At 66.8% G+C, this 20034-nt stretch carries 16 protein-coding genes, 1 tRNA gene and 1 riboswitch; of the genes, 7 read left to right on the top strand and 10 right to left on the bottom strand.

Annotation, left to right across the window (positions count from 1 at the left end; all coding sequences use genetic code 11):
- Positions 1-168 precede the first annotated feature (168 nt).
- Together HLH27_RS04280 and HLH27_RS04285 are read right to left on the bottom strand one after the other, a co-directional pair.
- Positions 169-1416, bottom strand: a complete 1248-nt coding sequence (locus HLH27_RS04280; RefSeq protein ID WP_182948061.1) for a multidrug effflux MFS transporter — start codon at positions 1414-1416, stop codon at positions 169-171.
- Between the two features lie 135 nt (positions 1417-1551).
- Entirely contained in the window at positions 1552-3906 is a 2355-nt protein-coding gene (locus tag HLH27_RS04285) for a TonB-dependent receptor (protein WP_182948062.1), read from the bottom strand.
- 399 nt (positions 3907-4305) lie between these two features.
- On the opposite strand from HLH27_RS04285, the gene HLH27_RS04290 reads away from it, so the two are divergent.
- Both HLH27_RS04290 and HLH27_RS04295 read left to right on the top strand, forming a co-directional pair.
- Complete coding sequence (locus HLH27_RS04290) at positions 4306-4548, top strand: DUF3297 family protein (protein WP_114725014.1); 243 nt, start codon at positions 4306-4308, stop codon at positions 4546-4548.
- Positions 4549-4646: 98 nt separating this feature from the next.
- Positions 4647-5903, top strand: coding sequence for an NAD(P)/FAD-dependent oxidoreductase (locus tag HLH27_RS04295; RefSeq protein WP_182948063.1), 1257 nt, complete (start codon positions 4647-4649; stop codon positions 5901-5903).
- A gap of 78 nt (positions 5904-5981) precedes the next feature.
- Here the strand turns inward: HLH27_RS04295 and HLH27_RS04300 are convergent, their stop codons facing one another.
- The 7 genes from HLH27_RS04300 to HLH27_RS04330 all read right to left on the bottom strand — a co-directional run bounded on the left by HLH27_RS04300 (position 5982) and on the right by HLH27_RS04330 (position 13905).
- Positions 5982-8576: an MMPL family transporter gene (locus tag HLH27_RS04300; RefSeq protein ID WP_182948065.1), complete on the bottom strand. Its 2595-nt coding sequence runs from the start codon at positions 8574-8576 to the stop codon at positions 5982-5984.
- A gap of 257 nt (positions 8577-8833) precedes the next feature.
- Complete coding sequence (locus tag HLH27_RS04305; protein ID WP_182948066.1) at positions 8834-9838, bottom strand: lysylphosphatidylglycerol synthase domain-containing protein; 1005 nt, start codon at positions 9836-9838, stop codon at positions 8834-8836.
- Positions 9839-9906: 68 nt separating this feature from the next.
- Entirely contained in the window at positions 9907-10389 is a 483-nt protein-coding gene (ribH, locus tag HLH27_RS04310; RefSeq protein ID WP_182948067.1) for a 6,7-dimethyl-8-ribityllumazine synthase, read from the bottom strand.
- Positions 10390-10399: 10 nt separating this feature from the next.
- Positions 10400-11650, bottom strand: coding sequence for a 3,4-dihydroxy-2-butanone-4-phosphate synthase (gene ribB, locus HLH27_RS04315; protein ID WP_408870785.1), 1251 nt, complete (start codon positions 11648-11650; stop codon positions 10400-10402).
- Positions 11650-12267, bottom strand: coding sequence for a riboflavin synthase (locus HLH27_RS04320; protein ID WP_182948069.1), 618 nt, complete (start codon positions 12265-12267; stop codon positions 11650-11652). The genes ribB and HLH27_RS04320 overlap by 1 nt, the downstream gene beginning before the upstream one ends.
- Positions 12249-13286, bottom strand: a complete 1038-nt coding sequence (gene ribD / locus HLH27_RS04325; protein WP_338029838.1) for a bifunctional diaminohydroxyphosphoribosylaminopyrimidine deaminase/5-amino-6-(5-phosphoribosylamino)uracil reductase RibD — start codon at positions 13284-13286, stop codon at positions 12249-12251. Before ribD ends, HLH27_RS04320 begins: the two co-directional genes overlap by 19 nt.
- A 148-nt stretch (positions 13287-13434) precedes the next feature.
- Positions 13435-13604: riboswitch (FMN riboswitch) on the bottom strand.
- Positions 13605-13698: 94 nt separating this feature from the next.
- Positions 13699-13905: an entericidin A/B family lipoprotein gene (locus HLH27_RS04330; RefSeq protein ID WP_182948071.1), complete on the bottom strand. Its 207-nt coding sequence runs from the start codon at positions 13903-13905 to the stop codon at positions 13699-13701.
- A 111-nt stretch (positions 13906-14016) separates the two neighbouring features.
- Between HLH27_RS04330 and HLH27_RS04335 the strand changes: the two genes are divergently transcribed.
- Both HLH27_RS04335 and HLH27_RS04340 read left to right on the top strand, forming a co-directional pair.
- Positions 14017-15171, top strand: coding sequence for a serine hydrolase domain-containing protein (locus HLH27_RS04335; protein WP_182948072.1), 1155 nt, complete (start codon positions 14017-14019; stop codon positions 15169-15171).
- A 50-nt stretch (positions 15172-15221) separates the two neighbouring features.
- Positions 15222-15692 carry a PaaI family thioesterase gene (locus tag HLH27_RS04340; protein WP_182948074.1) on the top strand — a complete coding sequence of 157 codons (471 nt, stop codon included), beginning with the start codon at positions 15222-15224 and terminating at the stop codon, positions 15690-15692.
- A gap of 40 nt (positions 15693-15732) precedes the next feature.
- On the opposite strand, the gene HLH27_RS04345 is transcribed toward HLH27_RS04340, so the two are convergent.
- A complete protein-coding gene (locus HLH27_RS04345) occupies positions 15733-16632 on the bottom strand; it encodes a S1/P1 nuclease (protein ID WP_182948076.1) in 900 nt (299 codons plus the stop codon).
- Between the two features lie 169 nt (positions 16633-16801).
- Here HLH27_RS04345 and HLH27_RS04350 point away from each other — a divergent pair.
- The 3 genes from HLH27_RS04350 (at position 16802) to HLH27_RS04360 (ending at position 20023) form a co-directional block, all read left to right on the top strand.
- Positions 16802-16878: transfer RNA gene (locus HLH27_RS04350), tRNA-Arg, on the top strand.
- Between the two features lie 133 nt (positions 16879-17011).
- Complete coding sequence (locus HLH27_RS04355; RefSeq protein WP_182948078.1) at positions 17012-17359, top strand: DUF3147 family protein; 348 nt, start codon at positions 17012-17014, stop codon at positions 17357-17359.
- Positions 17360-17524: 165 nt separating this feature from the next.
- Positions 17525-20023, top strand: a complete 2499-nt coding sequence (locus HLH27_RS04360) for an HWE histidine kinase domain-containing protein (RefSeq protein ID WP_182948080.1) — start codon at positions 17525-17527, stop codon at positions 20021-20023.
- The last annotated feature ends 11 nt before the right edge of the window (positions 20024-20034 follow it).

Below are 20034 nucleotides of genomic sequence, written 5' to 3' on the forward strand. Positions count from 1 at the left end.
AGTTTAGGGAGGAAACGTCCATGAAGCGCGTATCGGTGCTGCTTCGACTCTATCTCATGATCGTGAGGGCGGCCCGAGTCAAGGAAATTGTGCGATGCAATATATCGTCGCAATCCACTACCTTGCCGGCCCCGTGGCAACAGCCCTCGCCGGCTTCGAACCAGCCGGTCACTCGGCGGCGGCATGCCGCCGGTGCCACAGCATGCAGGCCAGCATGCCGGCGATCCCGCCCGCCATCGTGGCCGCCACCGGTACGGCGCTCTCCAGCGGCAGATAGCCCAGCAGCACGCCGCTGAGCGATCCGATGGTGAATTGCAGGGTTCCCAGCAGGGCCGAGGCACTGCCGGCATGGTGTCCGTGCCGGGTAAAGGCCAGCACGGTGGCATTCGGGTTGACGAAGCCCAGCGACCCGGTGATCAGACCGATCATGGCGCAGACCAGCAGCGGGTGGGCCGGCCCGGCAATGCCGGCGGTGGACAGGATCAGGAACAGCCCGGCCGACAGCGTGATCGCCACCACCCCGCGCTGCATCAGCACATGCGGCGCGATCCGATGGACCAGCCGGCCGTTGATCTGCGCCCCGGCGATGAACAGCGCGGCATTCATGCCGAAGAACAGCCCGAACTGCTGCGGCGTAAAGGACAGGATCTGCTCGAACAGGGTCGGCGCACTGCCCAGATACGCGAACATCACAAAGGCCGAAAATCCCAGCAGCAGGGCCGCGGACAGGAACATCGGCTCCCGTGCGATGCCGACATAGCGCCACAGCACGGTAGAGACCGACAGCGCGATGCGCCGCTCGCGCGGCAGCGTGTCCGGCAGGGTCCAGGCAATCGCCACCACCCCCAGCACGCCGTAGAGCGTGGCAAACCAGAAGATCCAGCGCCAATGCCCCACCGACAGGACCAGGCTGCCCAGGCTGGGGGCCAGGATCGGCATCAGGCCGAACACCAGGGTCAGCTGCGCCATGATCCGCGCCCCCTGGGCGCCGGTCGCGATATCGCGCACGATGGCGCGCGGCACCACGACGCTGGCCGACCCGCCCAGCGCCGCCAGAAAGCGCCAGACGCAGAACATGTGATAATCGGCCGACAGCGCGCAGCCGGCCGAGGCGATGCTGAACAGCGACAGCCCGCCCAGCAGCGGCACCCGCCGCCCCAGCCGGTCCGACAGCGGCCCCTGCGAGAACTGCCCGATCGCCAGTCCGGCAAACCATGCGGCCAGCGTGATCTGCGCCGATCCGGGCCCGCCGCCCAGCTCGCGGTCCACCGCCGGAAAGGCCGGCAGGTACATGTCGGTCGCCAGCGGCCCGATCGCCGTCACCAGCCCCAGCAGAATCACCAGCCACGCGGGCAGCGAACCCACGGGAATGCGATGACGATAGGCGAGCGTGGAGGTGGAACTGGAAGACGACATGGAATCGCGCCGTGAACCCGAATGACAGGGGGCATCGTATGTCACGGTTTCCGCGTCGCATGTCCATTGCATTCGGCAGGCGTGGCGTCGCGGGGGCACATGGCTGCCCCGCGACCGCCCGTGCCCCCTTGCCGGTCAGAGCGTGAATTTCGCGGAGACGAAAATGGTACGGGGGTCCGCGAACTGGGCCGATTCATAGATCGGGACCCCGCCGCCCTGCACAAAGGTCTCGCTTTGCAGGTAGCGGCGATCCAGCAGGTTCCGCGCCGTCGCCTGCACCACCACGCGCCGGTCCGGGCTGGTCCAGCTCGCCATCGCGTTGACATAGGTCTGGGGCGGCAGCCGCGTCTGCGGATTGGCGGCCGAACTGGTATAAAGCGTCGACTGGAACGACACATCCACCCCGACCTGGAACGACCCCGGCACGCGCACGGGCACACGATAGGTCAGCGATCCCATGGTCTGGAAACGGGGGGCATAGGACAGGGGCGCGCCGACATAGGGCGTGTTGTTGTACACCTGCCCGCTGGCCAGCACCGTGCGGCTGACGGTTCCCGAGAATTTGTCGAGCACCGCATAGAGATAGGACGCGGTGTAATGAAGGTCGAGATCCCGCGTCAGCTTGGCGGAAGTCTCGATCTCCGCCCCCACCGAATGCCCCCGACCGGCATTGAACCGGTGAGAAAGGCCGTTGGTCGGATCGGTGGTGGTCAGCTGGATATCGTCGAACTGGTTCCAGAACAGCGCGCCGTTGAAGTGGACGCGTCCCGGCAACGGGTCGCTCTTCACCCCGATCTCGTACGTCGTCACGATCTCGGGGTTGTAGGCGATCGAGGCCTGCTGGCTGCCGCTCGCGGTCGGGGTCTGGGCGCGGAAATCGTAGCCGGCCGATTTGCCGCCCTGCGAGACACTCACATACCCCATCAGGTTCGGCAGCGCCTGCCAGCTCAGTGACCCCTTGGGCAGAAGCTGCACCCAGCTCTGGCGGGCCGAAACCTGCCAGGCCAAGTCGGTCGGCGCACCCCAGAGAATATATTGCAGGTTGTTCGCGGGGGTCGACAGATGCGACGGCCCAGGGGCGAGGTAGGAGAGGGATTCGGCGTTCGAATGGTTCTCCCAGTTGAAGCGCAGCCCGGCGGTAAACACCAGCTTGGGCGTGATGTGATACGATGCGTCGCCATAGACCGCCCAGTTGCGGTTCAACTGGTCGATGACGGCAAAGACAGGCATCGTCCGGATCAGCGCGGGGTTGTTCGTCGCGGTGCCCGCGCTGTTATTGGCCCAGCGCTGCGTAAACCAGTCCTCGTACAGAAAATATGCTCCGACATTGAAGTCCACCCGCCCGTAATCGCCATGCAGGCGAATCTCCTGCGAGTACATGCGTTCCTTGTAATAGAGCGGCTGCGATGTGCGGGAATAATAATCGCCGCTGTTATCGTACACTCCCTTGTCGTCGTAACCGCGAATGCCGCTGATCGAAAGCAGGGTCAGGTGCGGCGACAGGGTATAGCGGATATTTCCGGTAAAACCGGCCTCGCTGTAATTGTTCTTGGGGTAAAGCCGGTTGTAGTTGCCATAGATATAGGGGTTGAGCAGGTTGCCCACGCCCTTGTTGGTGCTGCCGTCCACGGTCCCGTCGAACGCCAGCGAAATGTCCAGGTCGTCGGTCGGGGTAAAGCGCAGCTTGCCCCGGGCCTGAGTGTAGTCGATGTTGTTCGTGTCCTTGCCGACCGTATAATTATGGTCGATCCCGCCTCTGGCATGGCGGCCGAAGGCCAGGCTGGCATAGACCTTGTCGCGCACCAGCGCGCCGCTGGCCGCAAGGCCCAGCTGATATTCGTTGTAGGTGCCGTAGCCGGTCTGCGCCACGAAACGCCGCTGGTTCGTCGGCACGACGGTATTGATGCGCACCGCCCCGCCTTCGGACTGGTGGCCCGAGAAGACGACCGGCCCCCGATCGATCTCCATGTCCGAAATATCCATCAGTTCCTGCATGTTGCCCATGTTGCGCGGCAGGTACACGCCATCGATATAGGTGCCGACCGAAGGCTCGCCCTGCGGATCGATCTCGCCGATCCCGCGAATGAAGTAATTCGTCACCGCATAGCCGGGCATGTTGTTGGGGATATACAGGTTCGGCGTCAGCCGCCCGATCTGTCGGGTGTTCTGCACCCCCAGCCGTTCCAGGCGCTCCGCCGTCAGCAGGCTGGCCGAGGCCGGGGTCTTCTGCAATTCCGCCGCGCGCCGCGCATTGCGCGACAGGCCTTGCACCGAAAGGCTCTCTCCATCCTGCGGGCGTGCCTGCACACCTGCGGGCGCATGGCGGGGGGCGGCTCCCGTCTTGCGTGCGGGTGCCTGCGCCGCCGCCGGCCGGGCGGCCGCCGCGTGCCGCGGCGTGCGGCTGCCATGGTGGGGCGCGTCGGCCCCGCGTGCCTCGCCGGCCGCAAGCACCAGCACAGCGGCATAGCATGTGGTTCTCCAGAGCAGCATGTCCGAAGAAGCCCAGGCCCTGCGATATCGGGCCATCTCATTTCCACCATGAAGGCGCATGTGCTGAATCTCACCACGACGATGAAAGAGGCGGGACGCGCATGAAGACGCGATCGCGTAGTGAAAACACGGTAATTGTCCTATTCTTTAATTGAAACAGTCCAGTTTTAAATAATATATACTTGATGAATTAAAAATATTAACATTTAATTTTTTCACATCAGAGATTTTGTTTTATGAACGATCGGACTGCGCGGGGCAGGAGGGCGCGGCTTCGGTGGCCGCACCGGGGGCGCCCTCCTGTCCGCCATGCCGGGCAGTTGGATTGGCGGCCGGGACCCGCTATGTCACCACCCGCTGTCTCAGCGCTTCCTGAACGTCCCAGCAAAGGTCCATCCGATGAGTGACACGCCCCCCGATCGCCTGTGCGCCAACGCCGAAAGCCCGTTCCACAATGCCGCCCTGCTGGAACGCGGGATCGGCGTGCGCTTCAAGGGCGTCGAGAAGACGAATGTCGAGGAATATTGCATCAGCGAGGGCTGGGTGCGGCTGGCCGTTGGCCGGACGACGGACCGGCGCGGCAACCCGATGACGATCAAGCTCCAGGGCCCGGTCGAGGTCTGGTTCAAGGACGCCGAGTAACCCCCACCGCCCGGCAGACCTCCGAAATTCGCCTACGAATTTCGCAGTCAGGGGACTAGGATCGGCCTCCGTACGGATACAAGCGTAAGGAGACACCCATGGCCCCGACCCAGACGGATATTCCCGACAGTGACCGCTTCACCGTCGTCATTGTCGGCGGCGGGGCGGCGGGCCTGACGGTCGCCGCACGCCTGCGGCGCGCGCGGCCCAACCTGTCGATCGCGGTCATCGACCCCGCCACCACCCATGCCTACCAGCCGGGGTGGACGCTGGTGGGGGCCGGCGTCATGGCCCTCAAGGACACGCTGCGGCAGGAAGGCGGGCTGATCCCCAAGGGCGTGCGCTGGCTGCGCGCCGCTGTCGCGTCCTTCACGCCGGAAGAAAATGCCGTCACCCTGGCCGACGGCCGGCGCATCTCCTATCGCCGCCTCGTGGTCTGCCCCGGTCTGCAACTGGACTGGGGCAAGATCGACGGCCTGGCGGACACGCTGGGCCGCAACGGCGTATGCAGCAATTATTCGCGCGACACGGTCGAATATACCTGGGCCTGCATCCAGTCGCTCAAGGGCGGCACGGCGCTGTTCACCCAGCCGCCGATGCCCATCAAATGCGCCGGCGCCCCGCAGAAGATCGCCTATCTCGCCTCCGATCACTGGCGGCGCGAGGGCGTGCTCAGCCGCATGAAGGTCGAATTCGACGTGGCGGGCGATGCGCTGTTCGGCGTGAAATATTTCGTGCCCCCGCTTCAGGACGCGATCGATTATTACGGCATCGACCTGCATCTCAAGCATAATCTGGTCGCGGTCGACGGGCCGAAGCGCCAGGCCACCTTCGCCGTCACCGCGCCCGACGGCAGCAGCAGCATGGTCACGCGCGGCTTCGACATGCTGCATGTCACCCCGCCCCAGAGCGCGCCCGATTTCATCAAGTCCAGTCCGCTGGTCAACGCCGCCGGCTGGCTGGATGTCGATGCCACGACCCTGCGCCATGTGCGCTTCGACACCGTGTTCGGCCTGGGCGACGTCATCGGCACCAGCAATGCCAAGACGGCCGCCGCCGCCCGCGCGCAGGCGCCGGTGGTGGTCGAAAACCTGCTGGCATCGCTCGACGGCCGTCCCCTGGCCGGCGCGTATGACGGCTATGGCGCCTGTCCGCTGACCGTGTCCTACGGGCGGGTGGTGCTGGCCGAATTCCTCTATGGCGGCGTGCCGGCCCCCAGCTTCCATTACGACCAGCGCAAGCCCAGCCGCTTCGCCTGGATCCTCAAGACCAAGGTGTTCCCGCAGCTTTACTGGAACATGATGCTGACCGGCCGCGACGTGCACCTGCCGCACAAGCCCGTCCAGGGCGCCTGAGCCTGACGAAAAACGCGCGCCGGTGGTGATCCGGCGCGCGTTTTCCCCGGGCCAGCCGGGCCCCGCAGGGGCCGCCTTTTACCGCTCGTCGATCGCCCGCTTGGGCAGCAGCGCGGGCACGAAGATCAGCGTGGCCAGCAGGGTGCAGGCCAGCGACAGCAGCAGCAGCCGGCCCATGCTGGCGGTCCCGGGATGGTGCGATGCCGCCAGCGAGCCGAAGGCGGTGCTCGTCGTCAGGGCCGAGAACAGCACCGCCCGCGCCGTGGGGCTGGACAGCGGCGCCCGCACCCCCGCCCGCCAGTTCATGACGAAATAGATGTTGAACGACACCCCCACGCCCAGCAGCAGCGGCAGGGCGATGATGTTCGCGAAGTTCAGCTGTTCCGGCACCATGATGATCAGGATCACCGTCATCAGCGCCGAAAGCAGCAGCGGCGCCAGCACCAGGGCCATGTCCAGCACGCGGCGCAGTGCCACCAGCAGGATCACCGCAATCATGCCGATGGCCGACAGCGCGGCGAAGACGAAGGCGCGGACCATGGTGGCCGCACTTTCCACCACCTCGATCGCCGGCCCGCCGGCATCGGGCGCCACGCTGGTAATCTCGGTGACGTAGCGGCGCAGCTCGGCATTGCTGTCCATCCCTGCCTTGGGATGGACCGAGACGATGGCACGGCCATCGGGCAGCAGATAATCGCGCCGGATCGACGGCGGCACGTCATCCTGGGTCACGGCATGCGCCCCCAGCATCTGGCGCAACTGGTCCAGCTGCCCGGGCAGGAAGCGCACCAGCGCGGTATTCGCCGCCATCAGCCGCTCGTCCGGCGCGTGCGACAGCCGGTCCAGCGCGGCCTGGATCCGGCGCAGCGGGTCGTGCGGGTCCAGCCGGTCCAGCACGGCGCCCAGATCATGCGCCGACTTGGCGGCCGAGGCACGCAGCGCGGCGGCATCCGGCGCCGGGCGCGGGTTGGGCACCACCAGCGTCGACAGCAGGATCGATGCCGCATCCTGGATCATCGCCAGCTTGGGCGTCTGGTCTGCGGGCACCAGCGTGCCCAGCCACATCGCATCGTCCACCATCGGCAGGTGCGACAGGCGGTCGGCCAGGTCCTGCGCCTGCTTCAGGTCGGGGACCAGAATCTCCGCGCCATAGGGCGAGGATTGCGGGTCCTTCATCAGCAGCTTCAGCGTGCGCATCCCTTCCGAATGCGGGTCCTTGGTATGCAGCGGATCGGCATCGAAGGTCAGCACCGGAATCAGCGCCGCCCCCAGCACCGCCAGAAAGGTGAAGACGCTCAGGATCTGGGTGCGATAGACGCGCACCGCGCGGTCCGCCGGCCGGGCGAAGGCAAAGCCCGCCACCTGCTGGTCGAGCGGCGGATGAAACAGCAGCAGCAATGCCGGCAGCAGCGTGACGGTGCAGATAAAGGCGATCAGCATGCCGAAGCCGGCGATCAGCCCCAATTGCGCCACGCCGACAAAGGCGGTGGGCGTAAAGGCCAGGAAGCCGGCCATCGTCGCCATGGCCGCAACCAGGATCTGGTGGCCGGTTTCCTCACCCGTATGCTCCAGCGCCGTCCGGATCGGCGGAATCTGCCCCGAGGGCAGGCGCTGGGCGCGAAAGCGCACCGAGAACTGGATCGCGAAATCGACCGCGATCCCCACGAACAGCACGGCGAAGGCGACCGAAATCAGGTTCAGCGTCCCGACCGCCAGGGCGGCGAACCCCGTCGTCAGCACCAGCCCCACCACCAGCGTCACGACGATGGGCACGATGATCCGCCAGCTGCGCACCGCCAGGAACAGCCACAGCGTGACCAGCACCAGCGATCCCACCAGCCCCGCCACCATGCCCTGGGCAACGGTGGCGAATTCCTCGTCGCTGATCTGCACGTCGCCGGTCAGGTTGACCCGCGCATGGCCCGAGCGCACGAATTCCAGCCCGGCGATCGCCTTGTGCATCGCGTCGCTGGCCTCGCCCCCCGGCTGGAACGACCCGTAATCCAGGCGCGGCCGGGTCACGACGAAGACATATTTGCCGGCCAGGTCGGCCAGGCTGCCGGCCAACATCCGCTCCCACGACAAAGGCTGGGGGGTGCCGTCGGCCGCCTGTTCCAGCGTGTTGGCAAAGGCATTCAACGCCGGCTGGAAAGTCTTCAGGTCCGCCTGCCCCTGCGACACGCCCAGCGCGATCAGCGACAGCGCGTCGAACAGGCCGCGCCCCGACGGGTCGGCCGCCAGCCCGCCCAGGAAGGGCTGCGCCGTCACGGTCGTATCCAGCACCGACGCCAGGCTCTTCTGGTCCAGGAACAGCAGCCCGTTATGCACCAGGTATGGGTCGTCCTGCGGAATGGTCACCGACAGGAAATGGGTGGTGTCATGGCGCAGCCGCTCGGCCAGCTCGCGCGCCGTGACCAGGGCCTCTTCGGGCAGGTCGGCATCGATGACGGCCACCATCTGATCCTGGTTCTGCGGGAACAGGCGCGCCAGCTCGTCCGACCGCTGCTTCCACGGCAGGGTGGACGAGAACATCGTCCCGGTGTCGGTCGTGACCCCCAGCCGTTCCATGCTGGAAAAGACGGCCCCTCCGACCAACAGCGCAAACAGCACCAGTGTGAGCACGGCATGGCGGGCACAGACCGCCACAAGGCGACCGATCGGAATGGACGGCATGATTCGTAATTCAGCCCTTGAGGTACGGACGGCGCGGCTGCAACGAAGGCGATGCCACGCGATGGGGGATCGTTTGACCCATGATGATAACCGGATGCAAGGCGCATGTTCGGCATGCTGCCTTGCCTGTCAACGTGGCAGACATCGTTGCGCGATACGCCAGGGCCGCCGGGCAGAAGAAAAACAGCAGGTTAAGCCGCAATATGGCCCGCCGTCCCCGTCAGGAGCACATTCCAGGGACATATCCCATGGACCCATCAATGGCCCGGCAGGCCGACACCGTGATCCAGCTTGCGGCTGGGCCCTTGCCAGTGCGTTTCCATCCACTGCCAGCCGGCCAGTGCCGGCAGTCCCCAGGCGATCTCGCGCAGCCGCTTGATCAGCGACAACCCGATGGAAACCGCCGGCGGCAGGCCGCACAGGCTGCCGATCAGGATGAACCCTCCTTCGGACACACCCAGCGCGCCCGGTACGGCAAACCCGACCGACTTGGCCGCCTGTCCCACGCTTTCGATCACGAAACCATGGGCAAGCGACCGGTCATGGCCCATGAAATGCAGGATCAGGCACACCTCGACCGCCCCCAGCGACCAGGCGAGCAGCTGGCAGAACCCCGCCCGCAGCGCATGGCCCGGCGCGGTGTACAGCCCCATGATCTCGCCATGCAGGCCACGGATGCTCTCCACCCCCGTCCAGCCCAGATGGGCGGCGATGCGCACCAGCAGCCGCTCGACGACCGAGACCGCGCCCAGGCACTGGCTGCCCAGGAACACCGCCCCCAGCAGCAGCGCCAGGCCCGCGCTTTCCACCAGCTCGTCGGTCACCGACGACCGCTTGACCAGGCACAGCAGCAGCGCCAGCCCCAGCAGGGTAAAGATCACCTGGCTCAGCAACTCGATCGTCAGGTCGCAGATCGTCGCCGCCGCCGCCCGCCGCAGGCCGGGCCCGCGCCGGGCCAGCAACCGGGCCGAGATCACTTCGCCCCCCACCTGGGCCACCGGCAGCAGGTTGTTCACGCCCTCGCGCACGCAGCGCAGTGACACATAGTCCCGCAGCTTCAGTTCCGGTTCGGCGCGTCCGGCGATGATCTGCCACGACCGGGCGGAAAGCAGGACCTGGATGGCATGGAACAGGATCGCGGCCAGGATTCCCCAGCCCCCGACCATGACCAGATGCAGAATGGCATGCACGCCGAAGCGGGACAGCAACCAGAGCGTGAGCGCCATGCCGAACAATCCGGCGGCCAAAGTCACCAGCTTCATTCCATGCCCCCGCGTTCCGGCCCAGCCAGACCCAGCGCCGGCATTCGCCGGCATGCGGGGGCAGCGTATCAGCCCTTGATTTTGCGTATCAAGGCCAGACTTTCCACACAGGCCGCCGCGGCCTCGCGTCCCTTGTTATGTTCGTCGTCGCGCGAGCGCAGAAAAGCCTGCTCGTCGGTGTAGGTGGTCAGCACGCCGAAGGCCACCGGTACCTCGGTCGCCAGCGACGCCTGCATCAGCCCCACCGCCGCGCCCAGGCTGATGAATTCGAAATGGGCGGTATCGCCCTTCACCACGCAGCCCAGGCAGATCACGCCCTCGTAGCGGCCGGTACGGGCCAGGGTCTGGGCCAGCAGCGGCAGTTCGTAGGCGCCGGGGGCGTACAGCAGGTCCTCGTCCGCAACGGTGATGCCGTGCTCGCCCAGCCATTCCAGGGCGCCGTTGCGCAGGCCGTGGGTCACGGTCTCGTTGAAGCGGCTGACCACGATCGCCAGGCGCGGCGGCCGGGCGAAGCTGAGGTCGGGCGAGGTCGAGGGCTTGTTGGTGCTCATGGTCCGTATTTCACTCCGCCGCGGCGTCGATCGCGGCAAACAGCTGGTGCCCCATGCGGGTGCGCTTGGCATCCAGATAGGCGCGGTTGAAGGGATTGGGCGCGATTTCCAGCGGCACGCGCTCGCGCACGGCAAAGCCATGCTGCTCCATCGCCGCGACCTTGGCCGGATTGTTGGTCATCAGGTCCAGCGTCCGCACGCCCAGCGAGCGCAGGATCGCCCCGGCCGCCGTCCAGTCGCGCGCGTCGGTCTCGAATCCCAGCCGATGGTTGGCGTCCACCGTGTCCAGCCCGCGATCCTGCAAGGCATAGGCGCGGATCTTGTTGGCCAGTCCGATCCCCCGTCCCTCATGCCCGCGCAGGTACAGCAGCACCCCGCTCTCGGCCGCCCCGATCCGCGCCAGCGCGCCCTGAAGCTGGGCGCCGCAATCGCAGCGCATCGACCCCAGCGCATCGCCGGTAACGCATTCCGAATGCAGCCGCACCAGCGGCACCGCGCCCTGCCGGGCGGGGTCGCCCTTCACCAGGGCGACATGCTCGGTCCCGTCGGCGGCCCGAAAGGCATGGATCACCAGATCCTCGCCGCCATAGATGCTGGGCAGCGCGGCCTGGGCGATCTTCTCGATCCGCGGCTCGGGCGTGGCGGCGGCAACGGCATCGCGGTCCCGCAGCCACGCCACCAGTTCCGCGATCGACAGGATCGGCAGCTTGTGGCGCTCGGCGTAGGGGCGCAGCTCCGCCATCCGCGCCATCGACCCGTCTTCGTTCATGATCTCGCAGATCACGGCGGCGGGTGTCCTTCCCGCCAGGCGTGCCAGCTCGATCGAGGCCTCGGTGTGGCCGTTGCGGGCCAGCACCCCGCCGGGCACCGCGCGCAGCGGAAAGATATGGCCGGGCGAGACCAGGTCGGCCGGCCCGGCATCCGGCGCCACCGCCACCTGGATGGTACGGGCGCGGTCGGCGGCGGAAATGCCGGTATCCACGCCCTCGCGCGCCTCGATCGAGACCGTGAAGGCAGTCTCGCGCGGGCAGGTATTCACCCGCGTCATCATCGGCAGACCCAGCCGTTCGACCAGTCCGGCCTCCAGCGGCAGGCAGACCAGGCCGCGCGCATGCGTGACCATGAAATTGATCGCGGCGGGCGTGACCAGGTCGGCGGCCATCACCAGGTCGCCCTCGTTTTCCCGATCCTCGTCATCGACCAGGATCACCATGCCGCCCGCGCGGATCGCCTCGATCGCGGTCCGCAGGCGCGGGCCCATTACCGGTACTGACATAGTGTCTCCACATATTTCGCAATCACATCCACCTCGACATTCACCGCGTCGCCGGGGGCAAGCGTGCCCAGGCTGGTATGGGTCCAGGTGTGCGGGATGATCATCAGGGCCACGGGGAATTCGTCCGGCCCGGCGCCCGCCGTGCCGGGCGCGCCAATCTCGTTCAGCGTCAGGCTGATGCCGTCCAGGGTGATCGATCCCTTTTCGACCAGGTAGCGGCGCAGCGCGGCGGGAATGGCAAAGACCACCCGCCGCGCCTCGCCGGCCGGTTCGACCGCCAGCAGGCGCCCGGTACCGTCCACATGCCCCTGCACGATATGGCCCGACAGCCGGGTGGCCGGGGTCACGGCGCGCTCCAGGTTCACCCGTCCGCCTTCGGCCAAGCGGCCCAGGCTGGTCCGGTCCAGCGTCTCGATGCTGATGAAGAAGGACGCGTTGCCCGCCGCGTCGAATTCGGTAACGGTCAGGCACACGCCGTTGACGGCGATGCTCTCGCCCATCGACAGGTCGCCGATACCGGTGGCAATCGCGACATGCAGCGCGCGGTCGCCGCGCCGGGCCTGCGTGACGGTGCCCAGATGCTCTATGATGCCGGAAAACATGCTTCCCCTTCAGGCGCCGTCAGCGACGCCCCCAGTTCCGGGAACAGGCGCAGCGGCGTATCCGTCCCCGTGCGAACGGCCACATCCAGCCGTTCGGTCCCATCCGGGCCGACCCCGATGGTCAGCCAGTCATCCCACAGCCCCGCCGCGCGCAGCGCCGCCAGCAGGCCGGGCCCGGCCTCGACCAGGGCCCACAGCACGCCGGCCGCGCCCAGCAGCGCGGGCAGGCGGGCAATATCGTCGCAGGTGCGTACGTCGAACCCGCGTGCGACCGCATCCGCGCGCCAGTCCGCCGGCACCCGGCCCCGGCGGTCGCAGACGGCCAGCAGCCGGGGCGCGCGGCCCGCATGATCGGCGACCCGGCGCACATCCAGCCCCGGCCGGTCGGCCAGCACCGTGCCGCTGCCGGTCACGATCGCGTCGGTCGCCCGGCGCAGCCGGTGCGCCAGCGTCAGCGCGGCATCCGAGGTAAAGGTGGTCCGCCCGGCGGGCGGGATCATGGAGCCGGCGCCATCCACCGCCTGCTTGACCGTCAGCCACGCCCGTCCGGTCCGCGACCAGTGGGCAAACGGCGTAATCAGTGCCCGGCACGCGGCGGCCGCTTCCCCATCCGGGCCCAGCACATGCACGGCACAGCCCGCGGCGCGCAGGCGGTCGATGCCGCCGCCGGCGACGCGCGGATTGGGGTCGGCCACCCCCACCCACACGGTACGGATCGGCGAGGCCAGGATGGCTTCCGAGCACGGGCCGGTGCGGCCGGTATGGTTGCAGGGTTCCAGCGTCACGACCGCGACGGCGGCGCGCGCCATCAGTCCCAGGTCGGCGCATTGGCGCAGCGCCCGGGCCTCGGCATGCGCGGTCCCGGCACGATGATGGGCGGCAACGGTCAGGATGTCGCCATGCCGGTCCAGGATGGCGCAGCCGACAGGGGGGTTGGGGGCGGTCGCCCCCACGAAGCGCGCGGCCTCGTCGACGGCGGCGCGAAAGGCCCGCGCGACCAGGGGCCAGGGAAGGGCCACGGACGCGGTTCCACTGGTCGGGGCATGCCCCGTTCCGCCGGATTCCGCATTGACCGCAGACATAGCCAAAACCAATGGTCCCATCCCAATGGACGGACCCGGGGCGCGTCAGCCCGACGACGCGCCACGAAATGGCGCGCCTTGCGGACATCGTTCTCTCTCATCCGGACTATGACCGTCGGCCCCGGAATCACACCGGGTCTGCTGACCCCACCCGACACAAGGCCAAGTGGGCGCTCGCGGGCTTATGCGCGGCCGGCACGCTGGCCGGGCGCAATTACCGCCGGTGGGGATTTTCACCCCGCCCCGAGAACGTCAGTTCAGCCGGCTACAGCAGCCGGCATATCAGCAATATTGGGCAAGGGCCGGCGGGAATGCAAGAGGCACCCCACCGGCCACAGGTGCGGGCCGGTTATCGCGGCGATGCGTTGGTCGAGCGGGTGATGGCATTCTGCGACGCATTGGCCCCCCGTGACACGTCATGCCCGACCGAACTGACATCCTGCCCGGCGCCGCGCACCGTGTTGCAGGCCGACAGTCCGGCCGACAGGCCCAGCATCGCGACGGTCAGCAGCACGGCGCGGGACACGCCGGATGCGGGAAAATGTGCCTGGTCCATGGAAGCCTCCTTCACGGATTGATATTACTCAAGAAACCCCGATGACGGCCGAGAGTTCCCGACCGCTCTCCGGCCCGCTAACCTGCTGGCGGATGGGAGCATGCCGAGACGATGAGACATTCCGGACGACGGACGATCCTGCGGACCATGCTGGCCGCCGGCGGGGCAGGGCTGGCCGCGGGGTGCGCCAGCCCGCCACCCAGGCGCTTCGCCGCGGTCGACCGACTGGTGGACCGCGCGATCGCGGCGGGCCAGACCCCCGGCGCCGTGGTGGTGGTCGCCCATCGCGGAATGGTCGTGCATCATCGCGCCTATGGGCAACGCGCCCTGGTCCCGCAGGCCGAACCGCTGGACGAGGCGACTCTCTTCGACATGGCATCGCTGACCAAGCCGGTAGTGACCAGCGTCGCCGTCATGCAGTTCTTCGAGGCCGGAGCCTTCAGGCTGGACGATCCGGTCTGCCGCTACCTTCCGGATTTCGCGCATGCCGGCAAGGCAGCCATCACCATCCGCCACCTGCTGACCCATTATTCGGGCCTGCCGCCCGACCTGGACCTGTCCACGCCGTGGCAGGGCAAGCCGGAAGCGGTGCGCCGCGTCATGGACACCCGCCCCGACCATCCGGCCGGCGAGCGCTTCGTCTACAGCGACATCAATTTCATCACGCTGGGGCTGCTGGTCGAGCACCTGTCGCACCAGAGCCTCGCCCAGTACGCGCACACCAACATCCTCTCTCCGCTGGGCATGGACCACTCGCGCTTCCTCCCGCCCACCTCCTGGTACCCCACCATTGCCCCCACCCAGTTCGACGAGCATGGGGTGATGCTGCGCGGTATCGTCCATGACCCCACGGCCCGCCGCATGGGCGGCGTGGCGGGTCATGCCGGGCTGTTTTCCAACGCCGCCGACATGACGATCTACGCCCAGGCCCTGCTGGACCGCCGCGCCGGCCGCCCCAGCGCCTTTCCCCTGAAACCCGAGACCCTTCTCCTGATGACCACCCCCCAGCAGCCCCTGGGCAAGGACGATCTGCGGGGGCTCGGCTGGGATATCCGCACCCATTATTCCTCGCCTCGCGGCGATATATTTCCCGTGGGCTCGTTCGGTCACACAGGTTTTACAGGCACTTCGCTATGGATGGACCAGGACAGCGACAGTTTCGTGCTGATCCTGACCAACAGGGTGCATCCGTCGGGCGGTCACAGCATCGTGCGCCTGCGTCACGATGTCGCGACCGAAGCCGCCCGCGCCCTCCAGGCGCCCTGACGGCCGATGTCCCGACCTCATATCCCCTCTTTTTCGACGGAGAATGTCCGATGGCTTCCCTGCCGCCTCCGCCCGGCTTCGTTCCCCTGCCGGAATCCCTCGTCAGCGGTTTCAATCTTGCCAGCGGCGGCTTTCTCGTCGCGCAGGAAGCGGGCGCGCTGATCGGCGGTTTTCGCGTGACCGCCGCGTGCTGCAATCGGGCGGGTTTCTGCCATGGCGGCAAGCTGGCGACCGTGTGCGATGTCTTCCTGGCGCTGGCGGCCGTCTATCGCGAAGATCTGCGCGACGATTTCCTGCCCACCGTATCGTTGACGATGGATTTCATGGCGCCGGTGGCATTGGGCGCCTGGGCCGATTTGCAGGCGGATACGCTCCGCATCACCCGCAGCCTGGTTTTCACGCAGGGGCTGGTGACGGTAGACGGCATTCCGGCCGCACGGGCCAGTGCCGTCTATCATCGCACCCCGCCGGCCCGTGACAGCGAAAATTCCATGGGTGCGGCCCTGCGCGCCCTTCTGTGACGCATCGTGTGGCTGGGAAAGGGCGGCTCACGTTTCCGCTTTAATGGGCGACAGGGACCGTGGAAGGGTCCAGTGCGCGATTGAGCAGCAGGGCCAGGCGGACGCCCGCCTTTTTCAGCTGTTCGGTGACCACACCGCGCGCCATTGCGTCATATCCCGGGGGCAGGGCCATGGGCGCGGCATCCTGCCGGCATCCCGGGGGCGAGCCGATGCTGTACGCATCCGCGCGGGCCAGTTCAAAACTCTGCTGGACCCACGCCGTCGGGTCCCCCTGTTCCCATTCCTGTTTCTGGTCGACGGTGATTTCATGGAACAGCCGCGTGGCCAGGTGTTGTGCGTCGGGATCGACTTCGGATACCGCCACCGTGTCCCAGTAGCTGTGCAGGTTGACGGTGCGCGGGCCGCCCAGTGCCAGGCGCACGCAGTTGCCGCCTTTGTCGTGATGATCGGCGGCGTGCAGCGGCTGGTGCATGTCCGCCACGAAATGGACGACATATTTCAGCGCCAGCGCGCGTTCGTCCGGGCTGGTCGCCGGGTCGGCGAGTTCATGCGCGAAGGCGTCCAGGCGGTCGATGACGCAATCTTGTGCCGGCCCCGCGCTGGCGGGCACCGATGAGGCGGGAAAGCCATGGCAGGCCGATGGCAGGTCGGGATGGTCGATTTCGATATCGACGAAATGCCACTCCCCGGTCTCGGGGTGCGTGCGGCGCCAGACATCCGCCCACACCGCGCGGGACATCAGGTCCGGCCTTGTGGTCGTGTCATGGTCGCTGGCCAGGATCGCATCGAGCGCGTGCCGGCTGGCGGGTGTCAGGTAATCCCAGGCCAGGGCCGCGACCACCTGATGGCCTTCGACACCCCATGCGCCGGCTTTCTGCGGCAGGGCCAGAAGCCCCAGCAGCAACGACGCCGCTCCGACCATGCCTATGCCCGCGCGCATGCCGTTTTTCCGTACCCGATCGGCCATGCTTCCCCCTCGTCGTTGCGTAATCCCCGGCATCGGAGATGAGGGTCACTCTGGCACGCCGGCCTGTTGTCATGGAGATGAAAAAAATCGCCTGAAGGGGGTTGTCGTTTCCCGATCTCTCGGTTAAACAGCGCCCCACGACGCACCCGTAGCTCAATTGGATAGAGCACCAGACTACGAATCTGGGGGTTAGAGGTTCGAGTCCTTTCGGGTGCGCCATTTTTCCAGAAAATCAGGATGTCTGACTCTCGGTTTCCGAGGGATGGATGCTTGTGGATCTTGCCGGTCTCATGACAGGCTTGTGCCCTGAAACGGGCGCGGCGTGCGTGAGGCTGTGGAAGAGGCTGGTCCCATGTTCTTCGTGTTCAAGGCGGCGCTGTCGGGCATCATCATTGCCGTGGTTTCCACGGTGGCGCGCCGTTATCCGGGCTTCGGTGCCCTGATCGCGTCCCTTCCACTGATTTCGATATTGGGCATGCTCTGGCTTTGGCAGGAGACCCGGGACCCGGTGCGCATGGAAGCCCATGTCGGTGCCACCTTCTGGTATGTCATCCCGTCCTTGCCGATGTTTCTGCTGATCCCGTGGGTGATGCGGCACGGTGTCCCTTTCTATGGTGCATTGGCCCTTGGATGCGGGGTGACGGTGCTGCTCTACGGGCTGACCGTGTGGTTTGCCGGGCGGATGGGCGTGGGTCTGTAAGGGGTGCCATGAGGGAGGTATCAGGGGGGTGCCGGGGTGGTGGCGACGGGGAGGGCGGTGTCCATATGAAGGGTGACAGGGCGCCCGAGCGGGGGGAGGGCGAACCGCGACCCGGGTCGTCGATTCCGTCCTGCCCATCTGCCGGGGGGACGTCGTACGTGTTTCATGGCAACGGTTGACGGCGGCGTGGCGCGGGGTGATCGCGCGCCCGTGCCTGTTCCCGCCGGCATTCAGCCCAACGGGTGTCTGCTGGCGTTTTCGGAGCCTGGACATTGCCTGACCCGGTTCTCTGAAAACGCGGCCGTCAGCCTGAACCTGCCCCTGCTGCGGATCGGCATGCCCATCGGGGAGTGCGTCGGCGGGGCGGCGGCCACGATTCTTGGCCTGCCTCTGCGCGAGCATGCCGGCCGGCCGGGCATCTGCTTCGATGTCGCGCTGATCGGGGGACTGCGCAGGGATGTGACCGTGCACCGCACGGGAGACGAAATCGTCATCGAGTTCGAAGCGCCGACGCCGGCGCGGCTGCATGCGCATCTGGCCGCGCAGCAGCGCATGGTCCTCGAATGGCTGCGCGACCCCGTGGATGCCGGAACCCTGCTGGCGAGCGCGGCCTCGGCGCTTCGCCAGGCGTTCGGCTATGACCGCGTCATGATCTACCGCTTCGCGCCCGACTGGTCGGGGCAGATTGTCGCCGACGACCGGAAGGAGGGGCTGGAGAGCCTGCTGGGGCAGTTTTTCTCCCCCAGCCACATTCCCGTCCAGGCGCGGACGCTCTATCGGCGCCTGCTGATCCGTGTCGTCGGCGAGACCCCCTCGCGGCGGGTGCCGCTGATCGATGGGCCCGGGCTGGCGCCGCTGAACCTGTCGTTCATGCATCTGCGTGCCGTCTCGCCTCTCCATGGCGAATATCTGGCCAGGATGGGGGTCTGTGCCTCCATGTCCATTTCGCTGATCGTCGATGGAGCCCTGTGGGGGCTGATTGCGTTCCATCATTACAGTCCGCGCCTTCTGTTCATGGCGGAGCGGATTGCTGCGAAAATTCTTGGTGAATTCATAGCCTTGCAGATCATGGGTCTTAACCGGTCGCGCAGGCTGCGCCTTGCCCGCGATGCGCATCTGTTCTTTTCGCGCGTTATCAGGGATGCCTCGGGCACCGCGGGACTGGGCCATTACATCCATGGCCGCCTGCCGGAACTGCTGGAGCTTGTGTCCTGTGACGGCGGCGGGCTGTGGACGGAGCAGAAATGGCACGCGTCGGGGCTGGCCCTGCCGGAATCCGATGTCCGGCTGCTGCTGGACCATACCGGGGCGACCGTGACGCAGCAGATCTGGTCTACCGATTGCCTGACCGGCGACTGTGCGGGCTTTGTCCCGTCGGTGCCCGATCTGTGCGGCGCGCTGATCATCCCCGTGTGGCCGGGGCATGACGATTGCCTGATCCTGTTTCGTCGGGAGAGCGTCCAGGCCATTCACTGGGGGGCCGCACGCGGCGGCCTGGAGATCGGGACGGAAGAGGTGCGCGGCCGTTCTGCCCGGTGGACGACGGACGACCTGGAACTTGCGGGCCAGTACCGGTCCGCGCTGATGGAAATCGTCGCCCGTGCCAGCCAGCAGAAGTTGCTGGAACGCACGCAGGCGGAAGCCATGCAGCGCATGCTGAACGACGAACTGAACCATCGTGTCAGGAATATTCTGGCGGTCATCCGTTCCCTGACCTCGCGCCCGCCGGATGCGCATGACACCGCAGCGAGCTATCGCGACATGATCGGGAAGCGGATTCATGCCTTTGCCAATGCGCATGATCTTGCCGTCAGCGGCAAGGCCGGAATCCTGCTGCACGATCTGCTGGCCATCGAACTCGCCCCCTATCGCACGGGCACGAACCGGGTTTCGCTCGTCGGTCCCGATATTCGGTTGAGCGGGCGGGCGCTGACCTTCCTGGCGCTCCTGTTTCACGAACTTGCCACCAATGCCGTCAAATACGGTGCCCTGTCGGTTGCGGACGGTTGCGTGGCCGTGACATGGCAGCATGACCGGTTTTCCGACACCTGTGCGATCCGCTGGCAGGAACGGGGCGGGCCGCCTGTCCGGCCGCCCGGACGATCGGGGTTCGGCAGCCTGCTGATCGACCGGGCCGTTGTTCATGACCTCAAGGGAACCGCCGCCCGTCATTTCGACCCGGATGGGATGAGGCTGGATATTTGCTTTCCGTTCGCCGCCATCGTGGAACATCTGCACGCCGACGGTCTTTCTTCTGCCGAGCAGCAGAACGAAGAAGCGGGGCCCGCGATCTTGAAAGACCGAACCATCCTTGTCCTGGAAGACGAGTTCATCATCGCGATGGAACTTGAAGACGTGCTGGGCATGGAACATGGCGCCCGCGTCCATATCGCGTCCACGCTTCAGGCCGCGTTCGATATTCTGGAGGCTCACTCGGTTGATGTGGCCATCCTCGACGTCAATATCGCGGGAGAGAGTTCCCTGCCCGTCGCGCGGGCGCTGTCCGGACGCGGCATTCCATTCCTGTTCGCCACCGGCTATGGATCGGCATCGTCGGCGATTTCGGCGTTTCCAGATGTGCCGGTGCTTGCGAAACCCTATACGATGGCTGGCGTTGTCGCTGCTCTGGGGGCCGTGATGCGTCCCGGGGGCGGCAAGGAATAGTGGGGTTCTTG

Origin of the sequence: Gluconacetobacter takamatsuzukensis (genome assembly GCF_014174275.1) — a bacterium.
Taxonomy (GTDB): Bacteria; Pseudomonadota; Alphaproteobacteria; order Acetobacterales; family Acetobacteraceae; genus Gluconacetobacter; species Gluconacetobacter takamatsuzukensis.

Bases quoted from the DNA above. Each gene is read 5' to 3' on its own strand.
- HLH27_RS04280 (WP_182948061.1), bottom strand. From the start codon at position 1,416: ATGTCGTCTTCCAGTTCCACCTCCACGCTCGCCTATCGTCATCGCATT.
- HLH27_RS04285 (WP_182948062.1), bottom strand. From the start codon at position 3,906: ATGCTGCTCTGGAGAACCACATGCTATGCCGCTGTGCTGGTGCTTGCG.
- HLH27_RS04290 (WP_114725014.1), top strand. From the start codon at position 4,306: ATGAGTGACACGCCCCCCGATCGCCTGTGCGCCAACGCCGAAAGCCCG.
- HLH27_RS04295 (WP_182948063.1), top strand. From the start codon at position 4,647: ATGGCCCCGACCCAGACGGATATTCCCGACAGTGACCGCTTCACCGTC.
- HLH27_RS04300 (WP_182948065.1), bottom strand. From the start codon at position 8,576: ATGCCGTCCATTCCGATCGGTCGCCTTGTGGCGGTCTGTGCCCGCCAT.
- HLH27_RS04305 (WP_182948066.1), bottom strand. From the start codon at position 9,838: ATGAAGCTGGTGACTTTGGCCGCCGGATTGTTCGGCATGGCGCTCACG.
- ribH (WP_182948067.1), bottom strand. From the start codon at position 10,389: ATGAGCACCAACAAGCCCTCGACCTCGCCCGACCTCAGCTTCGCCCGG.
- ribB (WP_408870785.1), bottom strand. From the start codon at position 11,650: ATGGGCCCGCGCCTGCGGACCGCGATCGAGGCGATCCGCGCGGGCGGC.
- HLH27_RS04320 (WP_182948069.1), bottom strand. From the start codon at position 12,267: ATGTTTTCCGGCATCATAGAGCATCTGGGCACCGTCACGCAGGCCCGG.
- HLH27_RS04330 (WP_182948071.1), bottom strand. From the start codon at position 13,905: ATGGACCAGGCACATTTTCCCGCATCCGGCGTGTCCCGCGCCGTGCTG.
- HLH27_RS04335 (WP_182948072.1), top strand. From the start codon at position 14,017: ATGAGACATTCCGGACGACGGACGATCCTGCGGACCATGCTGGCCGCC.
- HLH27_RS04340 (WP_182948074.1), top strand. From the start codon at position 15,222: ATGGCTTCCCTGCCGCCTCCGCCCGGCTTCGTTCCCCTGCCGGAATCC.
- HLH27_RS04345 (WP_182948076.1), bottom strand. From the start codon at position 16,632: ATGCGCGCGGGCATAGGCATGGTCGGAGCGGCGTCGTTGCTGCTGGGG.
- HLH27_RS04355 (WP_182948078.1), top strand. From the start codon at position 17,012: ATGTTCTTCGTGTTCAAGGCGGCGCTGTCGGGCATCATCATTGCCGTG.
- HLH27_RS04360 (WP_182948080.1), top strand. From the start codon at position 17,525: ATGGCAACGGTTGACGGCGGCGTGGCGCGGGGTGATCGCGCGCCCGTG.